The sequence below is a fragment of the Nitrosospira sp. Nl5 genome (genome assembly GCF_900102495.1).
GTDB lineage: Bacteria > Pseudomonadota > Gammaproteobacteria > Burkholderiales > Nitrosomonadaceae > Nitrosospira.
In genome coordinates this window covers 1-24,298 of sequence record NZ_FMVQ01000011.1, presented here as the reverse complement: position 1 = coordinate 24,298, position 24,298 = coordinate 1, and the positions used below count along the sequence as shown (strand labels likewise).

28 protein-coding genes are annotated in these 24,298 nt (G+C 52.7%); 10 read left to right on the top strand and 18 right to left on the bottom strand.

Annotated features, from left to right (window positions below; translation table 11 throughout):
- Positions 1-6: 6 nt before the first annotated feature.
- The 11 genes from BLP45_RS10825 to BLP45_RS10775 form a co-directional block, all read right to left on the bottom strand.
- Positions 7-615, bottom strand: coding sequence for a LemA family protein (locus BLP45_RS10825; protein WP_090372495.1), 609 nt, complete (start codon positions 613-615; stop codon positions 7-9).
- A gap of 25 nt (positions 616-640) precedes the next feature.
- Positions 641-1,420, bottom strand: coding sequence for a uracil-DNA glycosylase (locus tag BLP45_RS10820; RefSeq protein ID WP_218117988.1), 780 nt, complete (start codon positions 1,418-1,420; stop codon positions 641-643).
- The gene (rimI, locus tag BLP45_RS10815) at positions 1,417-1,878 is read right to left on the bottom strand and encodes a ribosomal protein S18-alanine N-acetyltransferase (protein ID WP_090372494.1); all 462 of its coding nucleotides are present in this window, start codon (positions 1,876-1,878) and stop codon (positions 1,417-1,419) included. The genes BLP45_RS10820 and rimI overlap by 4 nt, the downstream gene beginning before the upstream one ends.
- Entirely contained in the window at positions 1,875-2,543 is a 669-nt protein-coding gene (gene tsaB / locus BLP45_RS10810) for a tRNA (adenosine(37)-N6)-threonylcarbamoyltransferase complex dimerization subunit type 1 TsaB (protein ID WP_090372551.1), read from the bottom strand. The genes rimI and tsaB overlap by 4 nt, the downstream gene beginning before the upstream one ends.
- Before the next feature lie 192 nt (positions 2,544-2,735).
- A complete protein-coding gene (gene thpR / locus BLP45_RS10805; RefSeq protein ID WP_090372493.1) occupies positions 2,736-3,305 on the bottom strand; it encodes an RNA 2',3'-cyclic phosphodiesterase in 570 nt (189 codons plus the stop codon).
- Positions 3,306-3,370: 65 nt separating this feature from the next.
- Positions 3,371-3,862 carry a 2-C-methyl-D-erythritol 2,4-cyclodiphosphate synthase gene (ispF, locus tag BLP45_RS10800; RefSeq protein ID WP_090372492.1) on the bottom strand — a complete coding sequence of 164 codons (492 nt, stop codon included), beginning with the start codon at positions 3,860-3,862 and terminating at the stop codon, positions 3,371-3,373.
- 161 nt (positions 3,863-4,023) lie between these two features.
- Positions 4,024-4,719: a 2-C-methyl-D-erythritol 4-phosphate cytidylyltransferase gene (gene ispD / locus BLP45_RS10795; RefSeq protein ID WP_090372491.1), complete on the bottom strand. Its 696-nt coding sequence runs from the start codon at positions 4,717-4,719 to the stop codon at positions 4,024-4,026.
- Positions 4,720-4,823: 104 nt separating this feature from the next.
- Positions 4,824-5,579: a cell division protein ZapD gene (zapD, locus tag BLP45_RS10790; RefSeq protein WP_090372490.1), complete on the bottom strand. Its 756-nt coding sequence runs from the start codon at positions 5,577-5,579 to the stop codon at positions 4,824-4,826.
- 104 nt (positions 5,580-5,683) lie between these two features.
- On the bottom strand, positions 5,684-6,289 hold the full coding sequence (gene coaE, locus BLP45_RS10785; protein ID WP_090372489.1) for a dephospho-CoA kinase: 606 nt from the start codon (positions 6,287-6,289) through the stop codon (positions 5,684-5,686).
- Positions 6,290-6,310: 21 nt separating this feature from the next.
- The gene (locus tag BLP45_RS10780; RefSeq protein ID WP_176754735.1) at positions 6,311-7,579 is read right to left on the bottom strand and encodes an HlyC/CorC family transporter; all 1,269 of its coding nucleotides are present in this window, start codon (positions 7,577-7,579) and stop codon (positions 6,311-6,313) included.
- 128 nt (positions 7,580-7,707) lie between these two features.
- Complete coding sequence (locus BLP45_RS10775; RefSeq protein WP_090372487.1) at positions 7,708-8,535, bottom strand: cytochrome C assembly family protein; 828 nt, start codon at positions 8,533-8,535, stop codon at positions 7,708-7,710.
- A 65-nt stretch (positions 8,536-8,600) separates the two neighbouring features.
- On the opposite strand from BLP45_RS10775, the gene ffh reads away from it, so the two are divergent.
- On the top strand, positions 8,601-9,950 hold the full coding sequence (gene ffh, locus BLP45_RS10770; RefSeq protein WP_090372486.1) for a signal recognition particle protein: 1,350 nt from the start codon (positions 8,601-8,603) through the stop codon (positions 9,948-9,950).
- Between the two features lie 37 nt (positions 9,951-9,987).
- On the opposite strand, the gene BLP45_RS10765 is transcribed toward ffh, so the two are convergent.
- The 3 genes from BLP45_RS10765 to coaBC form a co-directional block, all read right to left on the bottom strand.
- Positions 9,988-10,419, bottom strand: a complete 432-nt coding sequence (locus tag BLP45_RS10765) for a DUF192 domain-containing protein (RefSeq protein ID WP_176754730.1) — start codon at positions 10,417-10,419, stop codon at positions 9,988-9,990.
- A 124-nt stretch (positions 10,420-10,543) separates the two neighbouring features.
- A complete protein-coding gene (dut, locus tag BLP45_RS10760; RefSeq protein WP_090372485.1) occupies positions 10,544-10,993 on the bottom strand; it encodes a dUTP diphosphatase in 450 nt (149 codons plus the stop codon).
- A gap of 1 nt (position 10,994) precedes the next feature.
- Positions 10,995-12,200: a bifunctional phosphopantothenoylcysteine decarboxylase/phosphopantothenate--cysteine ligase CoaBC gene (gene coaBC / locus BLP45_RS10755; protein ID WP_090372484.1), complete on the bottom strand. Its 1,206-nt coding sequence runs from the start codon at positions 12,198-12,200 to the stop codon at positions 10,995-10,997.
- A gap of 161 nt (positions 12,201-12,361) precedes the next feature.
- Here coaBC and radC point away from each other — a divergent pair, with 161 nt between their 5' ends.
- From radC to rpmG, 3 genes are all read left to right on the top strand, one after another.
- Positions 12,362-13,036, top strand: coding sequence for a RadC family protein (radC, locus tag BLP45_RS10750; RefSeq protein ID WP_090372483.1), 675 nt, complete (start codon positions 12,362-12,364; stop codon positions 13,034-13,036).
- 63 nt (positions 13,037-13,099) lie between these two features.
- Positions 13,100-13,336, top strand: coding sequence for a 50S ribosomal protein L28 (gene rpmB, locus BLP45_RS10745; protein WP_090372482.1), 237 nt, complete (start codon positions 13,100-13,102; stop codon positions 13,334-13,336).
- 45 nt (positions 13,337-13,381) lie between these two features.
- Positions 13,382-13,537: a 50S ribosomal protein L33 gene (rpmG, locus tag BLP45_RS10740; protein WP_090372481.1), complete on the top strand. Its 156-nt coding sequence runs from the start codon at positions 13,382-13,384 to the stop codon at positions 13,535-13,537.
- A 127-nt stretch (positions 13,538-13,664) separates the two neighbouring features.
- Here rpmG and BLP45_RS10735 read toward each other — a convergent pair whose 3' ends face one another.
- From BLP45_RS10735 to BLP45_RS10720, 4 genes are all read right to left on the bottom strand, one after another.
- Positions 13,665-14,834 carry a DesA family fatty acid desaturase gene (locus tag BLP45_RS10735; protein WP_090372480.1) on the bottom strand — a complete coding sequence of 390 codons (1,170 nt, stop codon included), beginning with the start codon at positions 14,832-14,834 and terminating at the stop codon, positions 13,665-13,667.
- 367 nt (positions 14,835-15,201) lie between these two features.
- On the bottom strand, positions 15,202-15,810 hold the full coding sequence (locus BLP45_RS10730; RefSeq protein ID WP_090372549.1) for a cysteine hydrolase family protein: 609 nt from the start codon (positions 15,808-15,810) through the stop codon (positions 15,202-15,204).
- A 123-nt stretch (positions 15,811-15,933) separates the two neighbouring features.
- Positions 15,934-16,398: a DUF2269 family protein gene (locus tag BLP45_RS10725; RefSeq protein WP_090372479.1), complete on the bottom strand. Its 465-nt coding sequence runs from the start codon at positions 16,396-16,398 to the stop codon at positions 15,934-15,936.
- A 121-nt stretch (positions 16,399-16,519) separates the two neighbouring features.
- Complete coding sequence (locus BLP45_RS10720; RefSeq protein WP_090372478.1) at positions 16,520-17,797, bottom strand: SDR family oxidoreductase; 1,278 nt, start codon at positions 17,795-17,797, stop codon at positions 16,520-16,522.
- Positions 17,798-18,017: 220 nt separating this feature from the next.
- On the opposite strand from BLP45_RS10720, the gene BLP45_RS10715 reads away from it, so the two are divergent.
- The 6 genes from BLP45_RS10715 to BLP45_RS14445 all read left to right on the top strand — a co-directional run bounded on the left by BLP45_RS10715 (position 18,018) and on the right by BLP45_RS14445 (position 24,074).
- Positions 18,018-18,539, top strand: a complete 522-nt coding sequence (locus tag BLP45_RS10715) for a hypothetical protein (RefSeq protein ID WP_176754729.1) — start codon at positions 18,018-18,020, stop codon at positions 18,537-18,539.
- Positions 18,540-18,756: 217 nt separating this feature from the next.
- On the top strand, positions 18,757-20,301 hold the full coding sequence (locus tag BLP45_RS10710) for an FAD-dependent oxidoreductase (protein WP_090372477.1): 1,545 nt from the start codon (positions 18,757-18,759) through the stop codon (positions 20,299-20,301).
- A 107-nt stretch (positions 20,302-20,408) separates the two neighbouring features.
- On the top strand, positions 20,409-21,701 hold the full coding sequence (gene egtB, locus BLP45_RS10705; RefSeq protein ID WP_090372476.1) for an ergothioneine biosynthesis protein EgtB: 1,293 nt from the start codon (positions 20,409-20,411) through the stop codon (positions 21,699-21,701).
- Between the two features lie 166 nt (positions 21,702-21,867).
- Positions 21,868-22,401: a DUF421 domain-containing protein gene (locus BLP45_RS10700; RefSeq protein WP_090372475.1), complete on the top strand. Its 534-nt coding sequence runs from the start codon at positions 21,868-21,870 to the stop codon at positions 22,399-22,401.
- A gap of 239 nt (positions 22,402-22,640) precedes the next feature.
- Positions 22,641-23,630, top strand: a complete 990-nt coding sequence (locus BLP45_RS10695; RefSeq protein WP_090372474.1) for a CHAD domain-containing protein — start codon at positions 22,641-22,643, stop codon at positions 23,628-23,630.
- Between the two features lie 120 nt (positions 23,631-23,750).
- Complete coding sequence (locus tag BLP45_RS14445; RefSeq protein WP_143002438.1) at positions 23,751-24,074, top strand: hypothetical protein; 324 nt, start codon at positions 23,751-23,753, stop codon at positions 24,072-24,074.
- Positions 24,075-24,298: the final 224 nt, after the last annotated feature.

Here is a 24,298-nt window from a genome sequence, read left to right as displayed (position 1 = left end):
ATATTTTTACTGCCTTGCCGGCGATGGCGCGCTGAAATCCACCTTGGGCGCGGTGGAAATTTCTTTTTCGTTTTCCACCGTGAGACTGGGTTTGACCTGGAAACCGAATACCATCGCGGTAAGATTGCTGGGGAATGAGCGCACCACCACGTTGTATTCCTGGACCGCCTTTATATAACGGTTGCGGGCGACGGTTATACGGTTTTCGGTTCCTTCCAGCTGTGCCTGCAAGTCACGGAAATTAGCGTCCGATTTAAGCTGCGGGTAATTCTCGGCCACAACCAGCAAACGCGACAGGGCGCTCGTCAATTCCCCCTGCGCACTCTGAAACTTCGCGAATGCCTCCGGATCATTGATCAGCTCCGGGGTGGCCTGGACGCTGCCGACTCGGGAGCGGGCATTGGTGACACCCAGCAAGACGTCTTTCTCCTGCGCGGCGAAACCCTTCACCACATTTACCAGGTTGGGAACCAGATCCGCGCGCCGCTGATACTGGTTCAGAACTTCCGCCCAGGTCGCCTTGATTTGCTCGTCCGTGGATTGCAAGGTATTGTAGCCGCAGCCACTCAAGGTAATCGTGAAAAGCAACGTCAGGGACAACAGCAAGTTATGCATGGAATTCTTCCTGAAAAATTTTGCTCTAGCGATCATAAGTGGGGATTAAATCGCCCGATTGCAAGCTCTGCATCGTGCTTCTGGCAAAACACAAGTCCTCCCAGGCCTTCGCTTTGTCAGCAAGCGTGCGCAGCAGATAGGCTGGGTGGTAAGTGACGATAACAGGGATGCCGGAGTGCTCGTGCAGCCTCCCGCGCAAGGCGGCGAGCGTGGCATCGGTATTCAGCAGGTTCTGTGCGGCGACTTTCCCCAAAGCAATGATAAGTTTCGGCTGGATCAACGCAATTTGCCGTGCAAGATACGGTTCGCACTGCTGCGCCTCATGCGAATTAGGGTTTCTGTTGCCAGGTGGGCGGCATTTTACGATATTGGCGATATAAACATTTCGGCCGCGCTTAAGATTGATTGCCGCCAGCATATTGTCCAGCAGTTTGCCGGCCGGGCCAACAAAGGGCTCCCCTGTAGCATCCTCCTGAACCCCTGGTCCTTCGCCCACGTACAGCCAATCGGCATTCCTGTCGCCTATGCCAAATACCGTACGCGAGCGAGACTGGCATAGCGGACAGGCGATGCAACCCTCCACGCTCATCTTAAGTTGATCCCAGTCCATTCGCAGGATTGTCGAACGCCGGTCTTCAGCCCCCGCGTTAACCTGGGCCTGGCTAATGGAAACATGCTCCCCAGTCACCGCAGGAGAAGCATGATTGGGCGTATCCGGCACTCTGGCACGCCACAATGGCGTCAGACCGAGCTCTTTAAGTATTTCTTTACGCCTGGCGTGCTTGACGTTACCGGATACGGTCACAACATTAACTCCATGACTAACGAATCCTCGCGTCCGCCCATCGCAGGGTAATAATCCTTGCGCCTGGCAACCTGCCTGAAGCCGATCCGTTTATACAGCCGGGCGGCTGCATGGTTGGACTCGCGTACGTCCAGAAACATCGATCGTGCACGCTGTTCCTTGGCCACCTGAATAAAATGCCGCAACAATCCCTCGCCCCAGCCCTTCCGTTGCAATCCCGCGGCAATACTAAGTGTCAGCAAGTGAGCTTCTTCCGCTCCAATTATCATTACACCGTAACCAAAAAGTTGCCCGCCGTGCTCCAATACCAGGCAATGATAGCCGGAGTCGATTGAATCACTGAAATTGCCTCGTGTCCAGGGAAAGAGAAAAACCTCCCGTTCGATAGCGACTACCTCGTCCAAGTCTGTCAGATACATCCGCCTGATCTGCGGCATCTCCTGCAGTTGAGCGCTCATCGTTCCTTTTCCTTCAGAGCCACTTTGTTACGGATATAGAACGGCGCGGCGGCGGCGGGATCGAGACCTGATCCTTTTTCAAATCTCGGCGCAGCCAACTGAGCGATGGCGCGCGCATGAGGCCTGAGTCCTCTGACGATGTGACTGACGCAACCGTTGTAGCGCGTGCGCAATACTTCCTCATACACCGAAAAACCGCTCCCGCAACCGATCCAGTCGCGTCCCGGCAGCAGTGGCGCGTGCTGCGGCAGGCATAAAGCCGGTTCGCTCACGGATTGCCACCCATCCCCTTTTGTATAAGCGGCATGGTAGATCTCACCCATGCGCGCGTCGAGCGCGGCAATGACATTACCGCTACCTGCTTCTTGTGCCAACGCCTCCAGCGTGCATATGCCCATCACCGGCAGGTCTGCGCCAAAAGCCAGTCCTTGCGCCACTCCGCAAGCAATTCGCAGGCCGGTAAAGGAGCCTGGTCCGGCCCCGAACGCAATACCGTCCATTTGTGCCAGGGTCATCCCGGTTTCCTCCAACGCTCGCTGCAGCATCGGCAAGATCAGCTCAGAATGCCGCTGCTCGGCAAGAACCTCCCGGCTCAATAACTCGCTATCCAGCAATAGTGCAATCGAACAGTACTCGGTAGAAGTATCGAAAGCGATAATTTTCAAGAGATGGTTTGAATGAATGTGATGAAGACTGTAACGTTGTACTGGCATCTTCCAACGAAAACTTATGCCGGCGTTTGTTGCCCGCTTACCTGTGTACCAATGGACAGCACCAACAATTCAAGGTTCTAAGTGAGTTCACTTTTCAGTTTATCCGCCAACTCAATCTGTAGGTAGGCAGGATGCTTCACGAGATCATGGCAAAGGCCAGTGCCCAATTGGGTTATAAACCGGCCCATTGCCGGTTCGTGTTGATTTAACCAGCACCCATTCGCGTGCCTTCCAGGTTATCGGCTCCTCCAAGTGGGGCATGGCCTGGCAGGAAGCTTTTCTCATCAATGTAATATGCGGCCTATAAGTACGCCGTTCTATTGAGAATCCGGCAGCGGATAGGGCATCCCGCAACGCATCTACCAAATCTCCAAGTTGCCGGGGGATCTTGCCTGTTGTCGCGTAAGCAATCCCCTTGTGTTTCCAGTAGCGAATTTCTTCAATGACAATATCAAAAGCAGGTGTGTTGCGACCGCGAACCTCGTCAGCTGCCAAACGTAGCGCCTCCAGCCCGCCGGTATCCACCTCCCCCACGAATACCAGCGTGAGATGAATATTTTCCGGCTCGGTTTTACGTCCACTGCAGAGCGGATCTGCCTGCAATTGTTCTGTCACGGCAGCCAATTGCTTTTGAGCGGCACCGTCTGGCCATATCGCAAAAAAAACCCTGACAGTTTCCCGCTTGGCATCCGGTTTTACTTCAGTTATCCGCATCGTTTATCGGGAAGTTCTGATCGCGTCTTTCGGATTTGCCACAGCTCACTCCGTAAAGGATCTACTCAGACTTCAGCATTTCCGGTTATCAGACATACTGCTTCCGCCTCTATCCCCTCGCCCCTGCCAACAGGCCCCAAGCGCTCCGCGGTCTTGGCTTTGACATTGACATCCCCTGTCCGCATGCCCAGATCCTGTGCAATATTGGTAATCATGGCGGGAATATGTGGCGACATTTTCGGCGCCTGGGCGATGATAGTGGCATCGATATTGATCACTTTGTAGCCATGCCCTTCCAGCAAACGGGAGACATTTTGCAATAACACGCGACTGTCGATGTTCTTGTATCTTGGATCGGCGTCCGAAAAATGTTTACCGATATCGCCCAGCGCCGCAGCGCCGAGGAGCGCATCGCAGATCGCGTGCAGCAAGACGTCGGCATCGGAATGCCCGAGCAAACCTTTTTCGTACGGAATGACCACGCCACCCACGATAAGTTTGCGGCCTTCGACCAACTGATGCACATCAAAACCTTGCCCAATTCTAACCGTACTCATCTTTTCCTCTCTCGTTTCATTTCTTATTGATCCAGCGGGCAAACAGTAATAAAGCTATACAGGCACAGGCGAAAGCAGCGGCATTCGAAGCACGCACGCCGGTTTGGGAAATGACAACCTTCATGGGTATTTTATCGCCAGATCAATAGTGAATACCTTGGTCAGGAATTTCTCAGTATCAGCTCCGCCAGGGCGAGATCCTGAGGATAAGTCACCTTTAGGTTGCGTGCATCACTCAGCACCAGCTTGGGTTGCAAGCCCAGCGCCTCAACCGCTCCCGCATCGTCCGTCATGGTCGCGCCGCCGGTCATGCTCAAGGCTTCCACCAGCAATCTATAACGAAACATCTGTGGCGTTTGCGCCTGCCATAAATTTTCCCTGGATTCGGTGCATGCAACGCGGCTGCTGGTGTCACTGCGCTTTAATGTATCCGCCACCGGAACAGCGAGTAATCCGCCTACCTCGTCACCAGCCAGTTCATCCATCAGTTTGTCGAGTTGCGTTTCGCCTAAGCAGGGCCGTGCCGCATCGTGTACCAAGATCCAGTCGCCATCTCCGATGGCCGAGATGTCTCGTGCCCCTTGCAAGCCGTTAAGCACGCTTTGGGCACGCGTCGCACCGCCGCATTGGAGCACAACCAGTTTGCCCGAGAATTCCGACCAGTCATGCCGCAACCATTCGTCATCTCCTGGCGCAAGCACCACGAACACACGCACGATCCGCAGCGAACTGCAAATCGTTCTTAAAGCGTGGTAAATCATTGGCTTGCCGGCCAATGGCAAGTACTGCTTGGGAAGCTCATCCCGCATGCGTGAACCAGCGCCCGCTGCGGGAATTAGCGCAAAAAAGTTTGCCATTGCAAGTGAATTAACAAGGAGTGGACTTCACGAAACTGATGAAAGATAAATATCGTCTAGCCCGGCCACTGCCAAAGCCGGGGTACATACCTAACAGGCTGGGCTCATAGATTGCAAAAAGTCAGTTCAAACTCTACATCGTCTTCATATATTCTGGTTTTCTGCCTCGAACCCGAGATGACGAAGCGAATGTTAAGCGCATATTTATTGGCGCTGATCTCCGGCACACACGGCAGGCTTTCTTTTACCTTCAGGCACAGCATGTGCGCGACACGCCCGGATCCCATCTGCTGATATACGCCGCGATGAGCGGTATGCCGGAGGGTTTTTCCGCTGTTCCGCAGCAGGTGCAAAACAATACTGAAACCATCCTGTAGCGGCAGCAGTGGCGCGAGCCATTCGTTGAGGTCGTTGCGGCGTAGCGCAGGGTCAAGATGCAACCAATAGTGATATGAGGGCAGGTCGAACTCACATACGCCGCCAGGTATGCCGATGCGCTGTTTAATGCTCATCAGCCACTCATTCTCACGCACATGTTCTCCAATTTTGCCAGTCATATTCAGCATGTTATGGGAAGCGGCCTGCATGTTATCCAGCACCTGATTCAGCGCGCCTTCTGAAACATCCGGGTTCCTGCGAAGAATTTCCAATGCTTGTTTCTGCCGTTCCAGTTCCTGCAGCAAATCCGATTTCATGTCGGCACGACCCGTTACATCAAGGATTTCAAATAACGTAACAAGCGCGCAGTGGTGCTCGGTAGCTTCATCCTTGGCGGAAAAAAAAGCCATCTTGTCAAACAGGTCCTCAAGCCGCAACAAGGTACGAATGCGTTCGCTCAGAGGGTGTTCGTAGCAAATCATGATTGAGGGTTCGAGGGCCGGAATACGGCCTATGATATTGCCCTATGAAACAGAAATTGACAATCAAAATTGCCATGTAATGACTGTAAAGTTCTGGCGGGAAATCAACTTTTGTTCGCCAAGTCGAGATATTTCCGGTGCAGAGTATCGACTTGTTGCCGCAGATGCGCCATATCCGCATCATTGGTAATCACATCGTCCGCTTGTTGCAGCCGTTCATTGCGGGAAAGCTGCGTTGCCATGATCGCACGCACCGTTTGTTCATCCAGTCCGGCACGCGCAACAGTGCGTGCAATCTGGTCATGCTCATTGCAATCCACCACCAGGACGCGATGGATCATCCCCCGATAGCCGCCGGTTTCAAGCAACAGCGGTACAACTATCATTCCGTAGGAGGCGGTAAAAAGCGCGGCACGGCGGGCCACTTCAACCCGGATAAGGGGGTGCAGAATCGCTTCGAGTTTCCGACGGGATTGGCTGTCGGAGAATACCAGGCTACGCATTTCTTTTCGATTCAGCGCGCCATCTTCAGTGAGGAATTTTTCGGTAAAAATTTTCCGTATGGCGGCAATTGCCGCACCCTGCGGCTGGGTGATTTCATGCGCAATCGCATCGGTATCGATAAGCTCTGCGCCCAAGGCGGCAAAGAATTTCGCGGCGCTGGTTTTGCCGCTGCCGATTCCTCCGGTTAAACCGATTATCAAGGGCATGTATTAACCTGTATTCTGGCCCTACTGAAATGGCGTGGGACCAGGAAAGATTCGCACTACCTTGACTACCCGGTCCTGGGTCTGGACGACTTCCATTGGATAATCGGCAATCTTCAGGCCGGTGCCGGCCTCGGGAATATCCTGGAAGTGTTCCAGAATAAGGCCGTTGAGAGTTTTTGGGCCTCCAAGCGGGAACCGCATGCCAAGCTTGCGGTTGAGATCACGCAGCAGGCTGCTGCCTTCCACGATTACACTGCCATCGGCCTGTTTCACGAAGGTGCCCGCTTGTGTCGGCGCGTGCGTGGTAAATTCGCCGATAATTTCTTCAATGATATCCTCCAGCGCAACCAGTCCCATCCATTCGCCGTATTCGTCGACGATGAGGCCCACGCGCTCGCGGTTTTCCTGGAATAATTGCAGCTGCGAAAACAGAGGTGTGCCGGATGGGATGAAGTACGGCTCGCGCATGATTTTCTCGAGTATCGTGGCGGTGACTTCTCCGCTTCTCATCTGGTTCAGCACTTTGCGCACATGAATGATACCGATCACGTTATCAAGCGTTCCCCGGTAGACCGGCAGGCGCGTGTGATGGCATGTAAGCAGTTGGTTATGGATAACTTCATCGTCGTCCTGAAGGTCGATGGCCTCAATCTGTCCACGCGGCACCATGACGTCGTCAACAGTAACGGTCTCGAGGTCGAACAGATTGAGTAACATGCTCTGGTGCTTTTTACGGATGAAGTGTCCCGCTTCCAGCACCAGGGTTTTGAGTTCTTCCAGGCTGATTTTTTGTGTCGCATTACTCTCCCTGGGCCTCAAGCGCAGGATGGTGAGCAGCGCCTGGACGAACAGGTTGACAAACCATACCACCGGGTAGAAAAGCTTGAGCAACGGCGTCAGCACGTAGCTGGAAGCCAGCGCGATACGCTCCGGGTAAGCAGCGGCAACCACCTTGGGCGTGATTTCGCTAAACACCAGAATGGCGAAGGTCACGCATACCGTTCCGATAAGCAACGCCAGGTCGTTATGGCCGAAAAAGTTGGAAATAATAACCGCCACCAGTGTCGCGGCGGCGGCGTTCAGCAAATTATTGCCGAGCAGAATCACCCCGAGAAGTCTGTCAGTACTCAACAGCAGCTGGGTAGTCAGGCGGGCGCCACGATGCCCTTCTTTTGCGAGATGCTTCAACCGATAACGGTTGATCGCCATCATGCTGGTTTCGGAAAGGGAAAAAAATGCGGATAGGATCAATAAAACAGCCAGCGCTATCAGCAGCACATACAACGGCATGTCTTCCAAAAGAAACGCCTCTATGCAAATAGAAAGAATTCGGAATTGGAAGGGGCGGCTATCCTGAAGCCCGGTGGTTTAAAAAAGTGGACGCGGTGTGCCCTTGCGCCGCCGTTCCCCCAAGGTTCTCAGCGCCGCAGTATCACTTCCAATACAAATTTACTGCCGAGATAGGCCAGCAGCAGAATGATAAATCCAGCCAGCGTCCAACGAATGGCAATGCGGCCCCGCCAGCCATAGAGTTCCCTGCCCGTTAGCAGCGCGGCGAAAACACCCCATGAAATGATGCCGAATAGCGTCTTGTGCGTGAATTTGAGCGGTTGCCCAAACACTTCCTCCGAGAAAACGATGCCACTGATAAGCGTCAGTGTGAGCAGTATGAATCCCGCCCAGATGACGCGAAACAACACCTTCTCCATGGCCAGAAGCGGAGGCAGATTGCTCATTACCGAAGGCATGGACGGATGATGCAGACGGCGCTCCACCACCGCCATCAGCAATGCATGCAGCGCAGCGATGGTAAGCAGGCTGTAAGCCAGCATGGCGATCGAGATATGCGCTTTGAAAGCTGGTAGTTCGGTATTGGCCAGAGGCCGCAGCGAAGGAAAGGCTAACGGTAGCAGCACAGCCACGGCCGCCACCGGCGCAACCAGGGTTTGCAATCCTTCCAGCCGGTAGAAAAAGCCGGACAGCCAGTAAATCGTGGCGGTAAGCCAAACGATGGAAGAAACTGCACTGCCCACGCCAAAATTTAATCCAGCACCCGAAAATACGGATTGATAAAGCGTATAACCGTGCAGCGCCAGCGGTGCGAGAATGGCGTACCGCTCCCACCCTGGGGATATAATGGCGTCGCTCGCGGATACTGGGGGCGCATTCCATCTGGTGCGCCAGAAATGCCAGCCGATCAGTCCATAAAGCAGGCAGGCGACAAGATAGGCTAAAATACCGGACATTGATATTGCAGATTAAAGCGGAGTTCCGGCTAGTCTACACCAATTTTTCTTGAGGGGCATTTAGCATGTTCGACAATCTTACCAGCCGGCTTTCCGGCGTCATCAAAACCCTGCGGGGGGAAGCGCGGCTGACCGAAACCAATATACAAGAGGCATTGCGTGAGGTTCGCATGGCCCTGCTGGAAGCCGATGTAGCCTTGCCGGTGGTTAAGGAATTTATCGCGCGCATCAGGGAAAAAGCTGTCGGCCAGGAAGTGATGGGCAGTCTTTCACCGGGGCAGGCGCTGGTGGGCGTGGTGCATCAGGAACTGATCGCCATCATGGGAGGAGAAAAGGCTGATATCAATCTGGCTACTGTTCCGCCGGCAGTCATTCTCATGGCTGGGTTACAGGGTGTCGGCAAAACGACCAGTAGCGGTAAGCTGGCCAAGTGGCTGATGGAACAAAAGAAGAAAAAAGTGCTCCTGGTATCCTGCGACACGTATCGTCCCGCCGCTATTCAACAGTTGGAATTACTTGCCAAACAAACCGGCGCAGACTTCTTCCCGGTGCAACCAGGGCAGCGGCCGAAAGAAATTGCCATTGCCGCATTGGATTTTGCCCGCAGGCACTTCCATGACGTAATGATTGTGGATACCGCGGGGCGCCTGGCTATCGACGAAGCAATGATGGAGGAAATCAGAGAGCTGGAAACGCTGCTGAAACCTATCGAAACCTTGTTCGTGGTAGATGCGATGCAGGGACAGGACGCGGTTAATACCGCCAAAGCGTTCGCTGAAGCATTGCCCTTGACCGGCGTGATTCTCACCAAGCTTGATGGCGATGCCCGTGGCGGTGCGGCGTTATCGGTGCTTCAAGTCACCGGCAGGCCGATAAAATTTGCCGGTGTAGCCGAAAAGTTGACTGGACTGGAAGCATTTTATCCTGATCGTATGGCATCACGTATTCTCGGCATGGGAGACGTGCTCGGATTAATTGAAGAAGCTCAGCGCGGCGTGGATCAACACGAAGCAGAAAAACTGGCAAAAAAAATAAAATCGGGAAAAAACTTCGATCTGAACGATTTCAAAATGCAGTTTCAACAAATGAGAAACATGGGTGGCATGAGCGCCATGATGGACAAGTTACCTGCACAATTCACTCAGGCCGCCCAGAACGTAAAAATGGACGACAAAGTCATGGCCCGCACCGAGGGAATCATCAACGCCATGACACCAAGAGAACGCGTCAAGCCGGAAATTCTGAAAGCATCACGCAAACGCCGCATCGCGGCGGGAGCAGGTGTCTCCGTGCAGGAAGTAAACCGTTTGCTGGCACAATTCGAACAAACGCAGAAAATGATGAAAATGATGAATAAAGGAGGAATGGCGAAAATGATGCGGGGCATGAAAGGAATGATTCCGGGAATGCGTTGAAGCGACGGTAAGGAAACTATGCTGCTTTTCGGCCCGGTTATTCTGCGAGCGGCACTTTTTCAAGCCCGATAACCCGCTCGCCCGCTTTTATATTTTTCGCCGCAAACCAGCCGAGGTTCATTTCAAGCGCATATTTCGCCGCACCAGCGGAGCGATGCGCATTGCTCGTGTTGGGCATCATATCGGCGATGTTAAGGATCACCCCCTGCTCATCCAGAAAGGCGACGCTCAACGGAATGTCAGTATTCATCATCCACATACCGTGACGTCCAGCTTCGGGAAATACAAATAGCATCCCGCTATCTTTCTCCATTGACTGTCGATACATCAACCCCTGTGAGCGGGCAGTCCGCGTGTGCGCGACTTCGGCAAGAAGGGTATGACCGGAGATCTTAAGCTGGCTCACCGGCATTCCCGCGTTAACCGGCGCAGATAGAAGAAAAACAAAAACAATCGCAAGAATGCGCATTAGCGTAAATCCGCAGGTTGTAGCGGATGCCCCCGGAAAGTGATGATCAAGTGGCACGGGTAATCTTTGCGGGCCATAGCGTGCAGCTGAAGAGTGGAACAGTAGTCAATTGCTGATTTCAAGTTTAATGTTTTCCGGTACTGCCAAAGCCATTCGCGCCCCGGCGACTCTGCTCAAAGTCTTGCACCACGTTGAAACCCACCTGTACCACCGGCACCACTACCAGTTGTGCGATCCGCTCCAGCGGATTCAGCGGGAAAGGAACATGTCCGCGATTCCAGCACGAGACGAATATCTGGCCCTGGTAGTCGGAATCGATAAGTCCGACCAGGTTACCTAAAACGATCCCGTGCTTGTGGCCTAATCCGGAGCGCGGCAGCACCATCGCGGCAAGTCCCGGATCGGCAAGATGAACAGCGATGCCGGTAGGGATAAGGTTGGCTTCTCCAGGTTCAATCGTCATCACGTGGTCGATGCAGGCCCGCAAGTCGAGACCGGCCGAGCCGGAAGTCGCATAAGCCGGCAACTGGTCTTTCAGGCGCGGGTCGAGAACTTTAATGTCGATTTTTATCATGTCAGATTTCTTGTTTCTCGCAGAGCGATGCAATATGCTTAATCAAACGTCGCGCCTGCTCGATCTTCGATGCTTTCAGTAGAGGATGTTTGCCTTCGTTGTCGAATAAGGTCAACGTACTTTCATCGAAACCGATAACATCCTGGGCCAGGTTCGCCACAAGCAGCGGCAATTTCTTCTTGCGGCGCTTGGCATCCGCGTTCTTCTCCAGATTTTCCGTTTCCGCGGCGAAACCCACGCAAAAAGGCGGCTTGGGCAAACTCGCCACATACTCCAGAATATCCGGATTGGGGATAAATTCCAGCATGATGCTACCGCCGGTCTTTTTTATTTTCTGTTTGTTGGGTTTGATGGCGCGGTAATCCGCCACCGCCGCGACGCTCACAAACATGTCCGCGCTGGAAATCTCGTTTTTTACCGCTGCCAGCATTTCCTGTGCGCTCACCACATTGACGCGCTTGGCACCCGCAGGGGCATCCAGGCAAACCGGACCGGAGATGAGAATGACTTCCGCCCCTGCTTCGAGAGCTGCGCGCGCAACGGCGTACCCCATTTTTCCGGAACTTAAATTGGTGATTCCCCGGACTGCATCAATGGCCTCGTAGGTGGGTCCCGCGGTAATTAGCATACGCTTGCCCTGTAGCAGCTTGGGCTGAAAAAAAGCGCTCACCGTTTCAGCGAGCTCATGTGCTTCCAGCATGCGGCCCATACCGGTCTCCCCGCAGGCCTGAAGGCCGCTAACGGGACCGAGTATCGTCACGCCGTCACGCCCGAGCGTAAAAAGGTTGCGTCGCGTAGCGGGATTTTCCCACATTTGGCGATTCATGGCGGGGGCGATCAGCAATGGGCAGTCCCGCGCGAGGCACAGCGTCGAGAGCAAATCATCGGCCATTCCGTTAGCGAGTTTCGCAATAAAATCCGCGCTGGCAGGAGCAATAAGAATGGCATCCATATTGCGCGAAAGATCAATATGAGCCATGCTGTCGGGGACGCTGGCATCCCATAAGTCCATGAATACCGGTTTACCGGTTAATGCCTGCAATGTCGCTGTCCCAATGAAGCGACAGGCGGATTCCGTCATTACCCCCTGGACTTCGATACCATCACGGATCAAAATGCGCGCCAGTTCCGCTGCCTTGTAAGCGGCCACTCCGCCGGTCAGCCCCAGCAGCAGGCGCTTGGTATTGGATAAGGACGTGCCAGTCATGATCGATAGTCAGGTAATCATTTGTCAGAGAAACAGGAGTTTAACCTAAAAAAGGCGCTTCCATTACAGCGCGATGGGACTCTCTTCAGTTCGAACCGAGCAGTTTGCCGGACTTGAAGAATCGCGAACTTGAAGAATCGGAGGGACACCAAGCATTATTTATGGCAATTCCAGACTGGCCCGAATCCGAACGTCCGCGGGAAAAACTCCTGAAGAATGGAGCGGCAAATCTTTCTGATGCTGAACTCCTGGCGATATTCCTGCGTACTGGGATGGCGGGAAAAAGCGCAGTGGATCTGGCGCGAGAGTTGCTTAAACGTTTCGACGGCTTGACAGGTTTGTTTGGCGCAAATGAAGGAACATTTTGCCAAGTGCCTGGAATGGGCGCGGCAAAATACGCCCAGCTACAGGCGGTACTGGAAATGGCGCGGCGAGCCCTGGAAGAAAAACTGAAAACCGGCGATGCCATGAGTTCGCCAAAATCAGTCCGCGACTATTTGCGCCTCAGCCTCGGCGACAAGAAACACGAGATCTTCGTCGCTATTTTTCTTGACTCCCAGAATCGCGCTATCGCAACAGAGGAATTGTTCAACGGCACTCTCACCCAGACTAGCGTTTACCCACGCGAAGTGGTGAAACGGGCATTGCATCATAATGCGGCGGCGATAATTTTTGCCCATAATCACCCATCCGGCGTAGCGGAGCCAAGTCACGCCGACGAAATCCTGACCCAATCCCTGAAGCAGGCGCTCGGGCTGGTGGATGTGAAGGTCCTGGACCATTTTATTGTTGGCGGCGGGTCGGCCATGTCCTTTGCGGAACGAGGACTGATTTGATTTGAGAAAATCCTCGAAACCGGGGTATAATATGCGTTTCTCGAATCTTGGAGTGTATCCGTCATGGCACGAGTATGTGAAGTCACCGGCAAGAAACCTATGACCGGCCACCATGTTTCTCATGCTAACAACAAAACCAAGCGGCGTTTTTTACCTAATTTGCAGCATCGCCGATTCTGGGTTGAGAGCGAAAATCGCTGGGTTAGCCTGCGCTTGTCAAACGTGGCGCTGCGTACAATAGATAAGAACGGCATAGACGCAACGCTGGCCAAAATCCGCGCTCGTGGCGGCAGCATCTAAAAAATATGAAGCCACATTCGGACTTCGGAATCTAAGGACATTACCATGCGGGAAAAAATAAAACTCGAGTCATCGGCTGGAACCGGTCATTTCTATACCACTACCAAGAATAAACGCATCACTCCGGAGAAATTGGAGATGCTTAAATTCGATCCGGTAGCGCGCAAGCACGTCAAATATAAGGAAATCAAACTTAAATAGGATTTGGCGGCCGGAAGAAAGTGAGGAAGTGTTGCAGGGCCGGTTCCATGAAAACACGCAACATTAATAAAAAACCCGCCATTGGCGGGTTTTAAATTTTCACTTACATCTGTTTATTCTTAATTCTTCAAGCGTAGCAGCGTAGCCTGCGGGAGAAATTTTGCAGCACGTCAATGCCACTTTCTTCGGCGCGGTGGCACCAATCCTCTAACTGCTTGACCAATTCGTCTTTGGATGTCGCGGAGCGTTGCCATACTGCCATAAGCTCTTCGCGCATCGTATAGACTTTGTCCAGGGTGGTGGTTTTGCTCAATACCAGGCTCAACTTCGCGCGCTCGTCTTCTTGAAGGGTTTTGGAGTCTGCAAGTACCCAGCGTTTAAGCGTGGAGCGATCTACGCCAAGGTGCGTAGCCGCTTCTTTCAAGTGATCGATTTCCTTGGCAAGCGTTTGCTTGAGAGATTGGGCATATTTTGCCAGCACTTCATAGCGGTGAGAAATAACAGCCTGCAGCGTATCAAGGTCACACTTCGTCTTGGCTGCATCGAGCCGCAGCTTGGGAGCGACTTTCTTCACCTGGGCCAGCCCCATCGATTCTAGAATACATATGTACATCCAGCCGATATCGAACTCATACCATTTATTGGACAGCCGGGCGGAAGTCGCATAAGCGTGATGATTATTATGCAATTCCTCTCCGCCAATGAGGATACCCCAAGGAACAATATTGCGGCTCGCATCTTCCGCCTGGAAATTCCGATAACCCCAGAAATGCCCAATACCGTTGATGACACCGGCAGCCATGATCGGTGCCCAGGCCATCTGTATCGCCCAGATCGTAAGCCCGATGGGACCGAAGAGAATAAGGTTAATGATCAGCATCAGCGCAATACCCTTGGCACTATGCTTGGCGTAGACATTGCGCTCCAGCCAGTCGTCCGGAGTACCATGGCCATATCTCTCAAGAGTTTCCAGGTTCTTGGCTTCTTTCCGGTAGAGTTCCGATCCTTCTCTCAGAACTTTATTGATGCCGAGTACTTGCGGGCTATGGGGGTCGTCAGAGGTCTCGCACTTGGCGTGATGCTTACGGTGGATCGCCGTCCATTCCTTGGTGACCATGCCGGTGGTAAGCCACAGCCAGAGACGAAAAAAATGGCTGGGCAGGGGATGCAACTCAAGAGAGCGGTGAGCCTGATGGCGGTGCAGATATATGGTGATGCTGGCAATAGTTATATGGGTCAGACCTAGGATAACTACAATATAACCCCACCAAGGCAAGTCAATAAGACCTAAAGTCATATAGCAGTGATCCTTTTAGAGAAACTTACGGAGAGATACGGCAATTTAAAGGGAAACGGGCGCGTAGTCAAGAAATTATGCTTAAAAATAAGTATAAGGACAACAAGAGCGACGATCCTTGAACGCTTCTGCCATCACGCCTTGGTAACCATGCCCCACCTCGCCTTGAGGGCTGGTTTGTCCAGCCAAAATCAGACAGGAGATTTTCCCGTAAGTTCCAGGTCGACTGCATTGCATTGAGTTTGTTTGCGGGATCGAATACTACCCTTTCGGATAGTCATATCTTTACCTGGATCACTGCAATAGAAATGGCTATGGACCCTGACACGCTTATCAAGCTCAAGCTGCGCCTCATGTAATCAGAACGTCATGCTTTATAATCGGGAACGTGGTTTTTTTGCAACAACCGCTCAAAGTCGATCTGCGTCGACACCACCGTATTCGCCTTCAGCGTCCTGCGCATCTGTCCAAGAGCATCTGTATGCCTGCTCTTGGCCAAGGCGGCACAGCAATCGGCGGGAACAAAAATTTCCAGGCCTCGCAGATATCCGTCATTGGCGGTAAACAAGACGCAGGAATCGGTAGTGAGACCGCAGAGAATCAACTTTGTGGCATGCAAACTTTGAAGCAGAAGATCCAGCGGCGTTTGGAAAAAACCGGAATGCCTCGGTTTGAGTACAAAATAATCATCACGTTGAGGAGCAAGTTCACGAGCGATGGGAGCTCCGCGCGCTCCCCCCTTTACGCAACGCGCCACAAGGTGCTTGAAATCCGACTGCCATTGCCCAAAATTATCGTTCACATACAAACAGGGAACGCCACGTTTTTTTGCCTCAAGTTTAAGCCGCGCGATGTTCTGCGCCATAGGTAAGGCGTACTCAACAAGGTTCTGTCCTTCCTCGAATTCCAGATCATTAATTACATCGATCAAAAGGAGGGCAACAGGACAGTCATGAAGTACACACTTGCGGTTCATGATCGAAATACCTCTTTCTTTACTTTCCGAAAGTGCGGCGATCAAGCAGAAAACGTCGCGCGATTTGCATGGACTCTGATCCCTAAGGAGGAGCAGTGGAAAACTTGTTCAGAGTGCCTTCATTTATACCGGCTTTGCGACCATTAGGTAAAATATGATAACGAGCGCAATAAACGCAGGAATACCCAGCGCGATCCAGAATCGGAAGTAACGCCAATATAAGTCAGGTAAATCACTTTTCTTCTCGCTAGCGTCAGCCGCCAGACGTTGCAGCCGTATTTGCAGCCATACTACCGGGAGCCAGCAAGCTCCCGCAAGCAGATATAAACCAATCGACCAGATTATCCAGCGGCTTGTCAGTGGAATATCAGCCAAATAAACAAGGTAGAATCCGGTAAGGGGTTGGATGACAATGGTCGTTGCAGTAAACATCCAGTCGGCGGTGATAACATTCCTGCCGACAGCCGCTACGATCGAAGGATTTCTTGTCCGCGTGGCGCAATAAAGATAATAGGCCGTGCCTATGCCAGTGCCGAAGAGCAACGTTGAAGAAAGTATATGGAGCCACTTCGCCGTAATGTAATCCATTATCCTGAATCCGGCAGTTGGACAGGTGAGCCCGCTATAAAGGTGAAGGTAAAGCGACGCAAAGAGTCTGCATGAATCACACTGCTAAATCGAAAAAAAGTGGTAACTGCCGGAGTTAGGCTCATCGCTTCTCCAACTCGTATAGCAACCAGATGGCTGCAAGAATGGGAAGATTTTTTATCAATGGCCCGAAGGGATGCAGCCAGAATTCCGGAAGGAAGAAAGTGATAGTGACCGTATAAAGACCGATAAGGGCCGCCTGCGCGATCCAGAGAAACTTGCGATGCTGCAGGAACAGCGTGCCGAGGCCAAAAGCGATATCGAGTGCGGCCGCGCCATAAAGGGCTATGGGAGCAAAGCTTCCGGTGATCCCCACCCGTGCAAGCAAAGCATAGCTTTCCTCGACCGGATAGATTCCCATCGACACAAAGCCGGCAACCAGCCACACTGCGGCGATCGCGCCGCGCAGTATAAGCTGTAGCCAGCCTAGAAGAGCTGAAAGCCTTAATTCCGCCACACCTCCGCGCGACCCAAATGCATTGACCGATCGAGGCTCGCGGCCTAGCAGTTCGCGAGTCGAGCTCGCGTCCGCCGTATTCCCGCGCTGGAGCATTTGCCAGGTTTCTATATCCATCAAGCCCCGTCCCAGCCATTGGCTGAGCTGCGCCGCAGCATCGATAAATAGCAACGGCACGTGCAAAAATGTGGCGGGACCAAGCCCCATCAGGGACCGCAGTTCTTTCAAATAACATTGCAAAGTCAGCGGCTTGGGACCAACCAGGGGAATACGGCAGCCTAAATAACGGTCTGTTTCGACTAATGCTACGATGGCATCGGTCAGGTCATCAATATGAATCGGTTGTATTTGCTGATCGCCAGGTCCAGGCACAGGAATAACCGGCAGGCTTGCCAGTAAATTAAACAGCCTTGCGCTCGCCCCACCCGGTCCGTAGACGAGCGATGGCTGCACCACCACGGATCTGTTCCATGAGCTGAGCAAGGCATCGTCCGCCGCCTTTTTGCTGAGATGATACCGGCTGCTCGCCTTCTCGTCCGCCCCCAAGGCGGATATCTGCACAACCTTGACTCCGCCTGCGGCACAGGCCTCAAAAAGCGCGCGCGGAGCACGCTCATGAAGTGCTGCGAATGTCTGATTCCCATGTTCGCGTAATATGCCGACCGCGTTAATTGCCACGTCGATATCCTTAAGCCGCGTCTTCCATACGTTGATATCGAAGTCGTGAGTATAATCGGCGGATATATAAGTAAATCGGGGCTCCAAATCTTCCCCGCCGGAGTTTTTTATGGCACATACGATTCGGTGTCCCGCATCCGCCAAGGCAGCAGCCAAATGGCTACCGATAAATCCGGTTGCGCCCGTAATTAATATGGTCGACATATCGGGTAGCTTGAGTTTTGAAGGGCTGTTGTCCGAAGGAACTCACTGAATACTTTTGAGTCGGATAATTATTATTCCAAATCCGGCAATTGATCACTCCTTCTCAGTTCGGTGCATGATTCACAAAACTTATGCCATTTGATCTTCAGCTCTTTGACGGGTTCGTTACAACTTTCCCGCTTGGGATTATGACTAACCGGACGAAACGATAGTTTCCGTCATGACGCACAGGCATAAAACCTGGGGTCAAGCGTTTCGCAACGGTTTGGTTTCGGGTACCGTGGCGAGCATTGTTTCAACCATTTCCCTTGCGATTCTTGGCAAAGCTGAATTAGACGAATCAGCCGCGCCGGTTAATGGACCAAGCCAGTGGATATGGGGAAGTCACGCCCCTTATGAAAATCGCTTCAGCCTCCGATATACGGTTGTAGGGTACGTGATACATCACGCAGCGTCTGTCTTCTGGGCGATTCTGCATGAAAAATTTCGCCCGCGCTTAAGTCCGGCTAGCAGCGCAACAGCCGTGATGGCGCCCGCTATCGTTACCAGCGCCGCAGCCTACGCGGTTGACTTTTACGTTACACCGAGACGGTTGACGCCCGGATTTGAACACCGCTTATCGAAGCGTTCCCTGCTGATGGTTTATGGAACTTTCGCGCTTGGATTGGCCACGGTGGCTTTAATGGATCGCTATTGCACGGCCTCCAACAGGCGGCTCAAGAATCGGCGCACCGCCGGTTAACGACGCCATTCCCGGTGCAGTGCAAAAATCATCCTATATGAATGGGAGCTTACGGAATGTGCGTTAGCGCACGGAACGTTTTCGTTCCCGCCCTCTATTATTCAGACGTAACGTAGGCGTACTTTTCCTGGCCTTCCCCCAACGTAGGGCTTAGTACAGCCAGGAATTTCCGCTGGTCAAATAATTCTTCCCTCACAAGTAAAAAAAGGGTCCAAAAATGGAAAGCCTGTCCAACGGGTCTAAATCAGTCTGGATGACCGCGGCGTTGCCGCAATTTCCCCCCTTACAGGAAAAGCTAAAAACCGAGGTTTGTGTAATCGGAGGAGGTATCGCAGGACTCACCGCGGCTTACTTATTATCCCGGGAAGGCAAGGCCGTGGTTCTAATCGACGCCAGGAAAATAGGCGAGGGAGAGACGGCGCGAACAACCGCTCATTTTTTCCCCCCGGATAACCGGTATTTTGAGATTGAAGATGCTTTCGGCTCGGACAAGGCGCGAGTGGTAGCGGAAAGTTTCCAACTGGCCACAGACCTCGTTGAATCGGTTGTCAGGAAAGAAAAAATAGATTGCGAATTCGAACGCTTGAACGGCTATCTATTCTCGTTAACCCTCGACGGCTACGCCGATCTCGATAAGGAATTTGATGCAGCGCGCAAGGCGGGTGTCGAGGTCCACAAGAAAGCGCGTGTTTCCGGCTTGAGTTTTAATACCGGATCCTGCCTGGAATTTCCCAATCAGGCACAGTTTCATCCACTCAAGTATCTGAACGGCCTTATCTCGGCCTTCCGGCGCAATGGTGGGGAAATTTATACTCAGACTAGGGCGCTGGACATTAAGCACCACGACCATACGTTGACGGTTACGACCGAAGGCGGAGCCATCACAGCCGGCGCGGTTATCGTAGCCACAAATACGCCATTCAATGACCGTGTAGTCATGCATACGAAACAAGCCGGCTATCGCACCTACGTTTTAGGAATGCGCGTGCCCAAAGGCTCGGTGCCCCGGATTCTGCTGTGGGATAACGGAGATCCCTACTACTACGTCCGGTTGACCACACCGGACGAAAAATCCGAACATGAAATCCTCGTGGTCGGTGGAGCAGACCATAAAGTGGGACAGGACGAGCATCCTGGGCATCGTTACGATGAAGTCGAAAAATGGGTACGCCAGCATTATCCAATGGCTGGTTCGGTCGATTTCAAGTGGTCAGGGCAGATTATGGAACCAGTGGATGGCGTCGGATATATGGGCCGGAATCCGATGGATGATAAAAATGTCTACATTATTACGGGAGATTCCGGCAACGGCATGACACACTGCACCGCAGGGGCGATGCTAGTCACAGACTTGGTCATGGGCAGGAATAATTCCTGGATTGATCTCTACGATCCGGCCCGGACAGCCATCCACGGCATGTCCGAATTTCTCAAGGAATTGGGCAATACGCTGGCCCAATATGGCGACTGGGTGAAAGCCGGAGATGTAGATTCACCTCGGAAAATTCCACCTGGAGAAGGCGCGGTATTGCGTAAAGGGGAAAAGAGAATAGCGATTTACCGCGATGGCGAAGGCAAGCTGCATCCCTTATCAGCCGCGTGCACACATTTGGGATGTGTGGTGTCGTGGAATGCCGTGGAAACGTCGTGGGACTGCCCTTGCCATGGATCGCGATTCAGTGTGAACGGCCAGGTTCTTCATGGACCGGCGGCAAAACCATTGGAGGCGATCCAACTGGACGAGGAAGCGGAGTCTCTCTAGTTCTGGCGTCCGCCGTTAAAGTTTAGCTTCCGGAACGCATATTCAAGGACGAGAGCGATTCCCGCTATGTATTATGCGCATGCACAAACTTGGCTGACGTCAACCAGATGATGACCCTCGCCCCAACAATGTTATGGCCGAAGTATACGAGCATTCGTAAGCGTACCATGGCACTGATTGCGCCTCTGTCGGTGGAGGATTGCTGCGTTCAGTCGATGCCGGAGACCAGCCCGGCCAAATGGCATGTAGCTCACACCGCCTGGTTCTTCGAAACTTTTGTGCTCGAGCCTTACGAAGTGCCGTTCAAGCCATTCCATGAGACGTTTCGGGCAATGTTCAGCTCCTACAATGCAAGCGGGGAAACACATCCCGATTCACGGCGGGGATTATTCACGCGCCCTTCCTTATCCGTCATTCAGGACTATCACCGCAATATCGATGAACGCATGCACCGGCTTTTGCGTTTGCCCCCCAAGGATGAAATGCTGCCCATGCTGACCATCCTGGGCCTTCATCACGAACAGCAGCACCAGGAACTCATCCTGGCGGATATCAAGCATCTGCTCTCGCAGAATCCTCTGACGCCATGCTATCAAATGCCAGGAGCCCTGCCATCCATACCGCCTGGTCCGCTAAAATGGCATGACTTCGAAGGGGGTATCCGGGAGATAGGTTACGCCGGCGAGGGATTCTGTTACGACAACGAGTCACCACGACATAAGGAATATCTCCAGCCGTATCAATTGGCTTCCCGTCTTGTCACGAACAGCGACTATCTCGAGTTCATAGAAGCGGGGGGCTATGAAAACTCGGCATTATGGCTATCGGAAGGATGGGACTGGCTCAAGAGCAACCAGCACAGTCACCCGATGTATTGGCTTCGCAAGGGCGTTGATTGGCAAGAGTTCACACTCAATGGCGTACTGCCGCTATCCCTCAATGCGCCAGTTGTTCATGTCTCATATTACGAGGCCGATGCCTACGCGCGATGGTTTGGCGCGCGACTGCCTACCGAAGCCGAATGGGAGAATGCGGCTTCCCAGCAGAGAATTGCCGGAAATTTTGGGGAAAATGGACACTTCCATCCTATCCCTTCCGATGCGGAGGGACTTGTTCAACTCTATGGCGATGCATGGGAGTGGACACAGTCAAGTTATTCCGCATATCCGGGCTACAGCCCGGCAAAGGCAAAAGCCGACGGACCGATATCGGCCGTTTGGGACAAAGCCGTGGGTGAATATAACAGCAGGTCGATGGTGGACCAGTATGTGCTCCGGGGTGGCTGCTGCGTCACCCCGCTAGAGCGTATCCGCCCAAGTTTTCGCAATTTTTTCCCTGCCAGGACACGGTGGCAGTTTTCCGGCATTCGATTGGCCCGGGATTTTGCCAAGCCTGGTTAAAGCGGGGCTAAGCGACTGCGGAAGCCGACTGAAGACCCGGGTTTAATTTCGATGGATTTTTGATATCTGTGGATTGAATCCAGGATAGAGCATGAATAAAGAATAAACCTAGAGAAATATGCGAAATATCTTACCCAATTTAAGCCAATCTAAACCAACCTAGCGCATGATTGATTGGCCGCATCTTTTTGGCTTTTCTGTCAACCCAGTCGAGATCTTTATACGGGGAACGGTCATCTATTGGTTCATATTCCTGCTGTTCAGATTCTTGCTTCGCCGCGATATTGGGGCTATTGCCATCGCGGACGTGATGCTGCTTGTCCTCATCGCGGATGCTGCCAGCAACGCCATGTCGGGAGGTTACGATTCGATCACGGATGGCTGTATTCTTGTTGCCACCATCGCGGGATGGAATTATGTTCTGGATTGGATGAGCTTTCATTTCCAAAGCGTTCGCCGTGTGATCCAACCGCCTCCGGAAGCTCTTGTACTGAATGGCAAAATGCAGCGTAAGACCATGCGACGTGAACTGATCACCACGGAAGAATTGCAATCGAAGTTACGTGAACAAGGTATCGAGCATCTCCATGAAATAAAGATAGCTTATCTTGAAGAAGATGGTGAAATCAGCGTGTTACGGCACGACGGCAAAGAGCCGGAGCAATCTCCCGAGCATCCCATGAAAAAGAAAGTGTCTTAGTATCATCCACCGTCAAAGCAAGCGGTATGGGACGTGGATTTACGGTTTCAAAAAGAGGTGGAAAATTCAGGAAATGTGAAGGAGCATCGTATGAGGCCTCCTACTTCCTGTCGTCGAGAACCAGGCCAAGGCTACATCATTATCGACACACCGAGGAGCAGCCTGAAGGGTAGCCGCAAATTCAAATATGACAAGAAAAACGTTAATCTCTGCCGAGCGGCGCTATAGCGTCAGCAAAGATGATGAGACGAACTGCTCGAACCGTCGCGGCTGATACGGTTGGCACACCGGTTAATCCGGCGTACACGCTGCTGCATACAGGGATCGACGAAGCAATGAAGCAGGTAAGCGTACCGCAACCTATCCCGGATGAAGCGATTCATGATGCGCGAAAAGCTTTGAAGAAAGCGCGAGCCGCACTACGGTTGTTACAAGATGGGATGAGCAAGGCAACTTACCAGTTAGAAAACTCGGAACTGCGGGATGCGGGCCGTTTCCTGTCGCCCTTCCGTGATGCCAAATCATTGATTGACGCTTTCGATGCGCTGCATGATCGATACCGGGACAGGTTGCAGGATACTGAATTGGCTCCCCTCCGGAAGATATTGCATGCAAATCTAACCAAAGCGCGACGCCATTTTTCACGCACGCCAATTGAATTGGAAAATTATATCCGTTTGCTCAGGGGCTGCATCGCCCGGGCGGCACGGAAGGACTTTGGGTCGATTAATTCTAAAGCCGTCACTACAGGGTTGCGACGGATCTACCGGAAGGGCTGCAACGCACGCGCCGAGGCCAAGGCGGTACGAACCCCGGAAGCGTTTCATGAATGGCGAAAGCAGGTGAAATATTTGCTTAATGCAACCGATGCGCTTCACCTTTCCAGGAAAGGCAACGCATCAAAGCGCCTGAAATGGACCGATCATCTGGCCGATTGCCTCGGATACGACCACGACCTTGCCATGCTTTCACAGGAAACTGCGCGGGGAGCTTATGCGCCTGTCGATGCCGATGTGATAAAAGCGCTGCATGCGTTAATTGCCCGTCGCCGGGCAAAACTGCAGAAACGCGCGTTTGGTTTGGGAGAAAAAGTCTATGATAGGAAACCCGGAAAATTTGTGGGCATGATACTGAAGCATGCCCGTTTGCCCCCGACCACGTCCTCAACCAGAAAACTTCACCCCGGAGCCACCCTGCAATCGTCACTACCGGTTAAACCGGCTTCCTAGCTGATGCGATGAAAAGCATGGCAACTGACTCTCCCCCATTGGTGGGGTTCCGCACCGAAAACTTCGATATATTCAGTTAGCCTGTGCTTGGCAATTTCGCTATGCTGATCAGGAGCGGTCATGAAATTCTCTTCAAGTTTAATGGCTCAATCGCTGGCATTCGCTAGCGTACTGATTTTCGCTGGAACGGGTGCATTGCATGCCCAGCCTATTCAGGGACGGCCGGCGCAGGGGAGCACTGGCGCCATTATCGGTAACCCTCCCCCAAAACAAGGGGATGCAAGACCAACGCAGCCCAATTATCCCAACACCGACCCAATGCTTCGGCGTGACCCGATAAGGGAAGGATTAAACCGCACGAATAGAGAAGCCGCTGATATCGATCGTGACGGCATAATAAGTCCGGCAGAGGCATCCAGAATTCCACCCGGGCCTCCAAGATAGATGACCATTCGTTGCGCACATACTTTCAAATTATTATTTTGCATATTTTCAATGACAAAAAGGAGTGAACCATGGCAACTGATACCACCAACAAAACGGGTGAGGCACAAGCTGAGGCAAGAAACGCGATGAATCATGCAGGCAGGGCGACACGCAAGGCAGGCGAAGCCGCCAGCGACGAGCTCTCCAACCTGAAAGCCGATCTGGACGACCTGATCTCCCGT